Below are 307 nucleotides of genomic sequence, written 5' to 3' on the forward strand. Positions count from 1 at the left end.
TTCATCGGCTCCTAGTGCCAAGGCATCCACCGTGCGCCCTTTCTAACTTAACCGTTAAAAAAGATCTTACAGATGCTTTGAAAAAAATTAATTGCCTTCTATCTATTATCTAGTTTTCAAGGAACAAAGCAGAAAGAATCCATCACATCGTGATGATTGACTTTCCTATTTGAATGAATTACTCATTCAAAACTGAACAAAACAAAAGCGCTCTCGTAATTATCCTTAGAAAGGAGGTGATCCAGCCGCACCTTCCGATACGGCTACCTTGTTACGACTTCACCCCAATCATCTGTCCCACCTTAGG

General features: G+C 40.7%; 1 rRNA gene. It reads right to left on the bottom strand.

Annotated elements, in window-relative coordinates:
* Positions 1–229: 229 nt before the first annotated feature.
* Positions 230–307, bottom strand: a 16S ribosomal RNA gene (locus MPH60_RS27565); the annotation flags it as partial.

The organism is Peribacillus sp. Aquil_B1 (genome assembly GCF_022603275.1).
In the GTDB taxonomy this organism is placed as follows: Bacteria; Bacillota; Bacilli; order Bacillales; family DSM-1321; genus Peribacillus.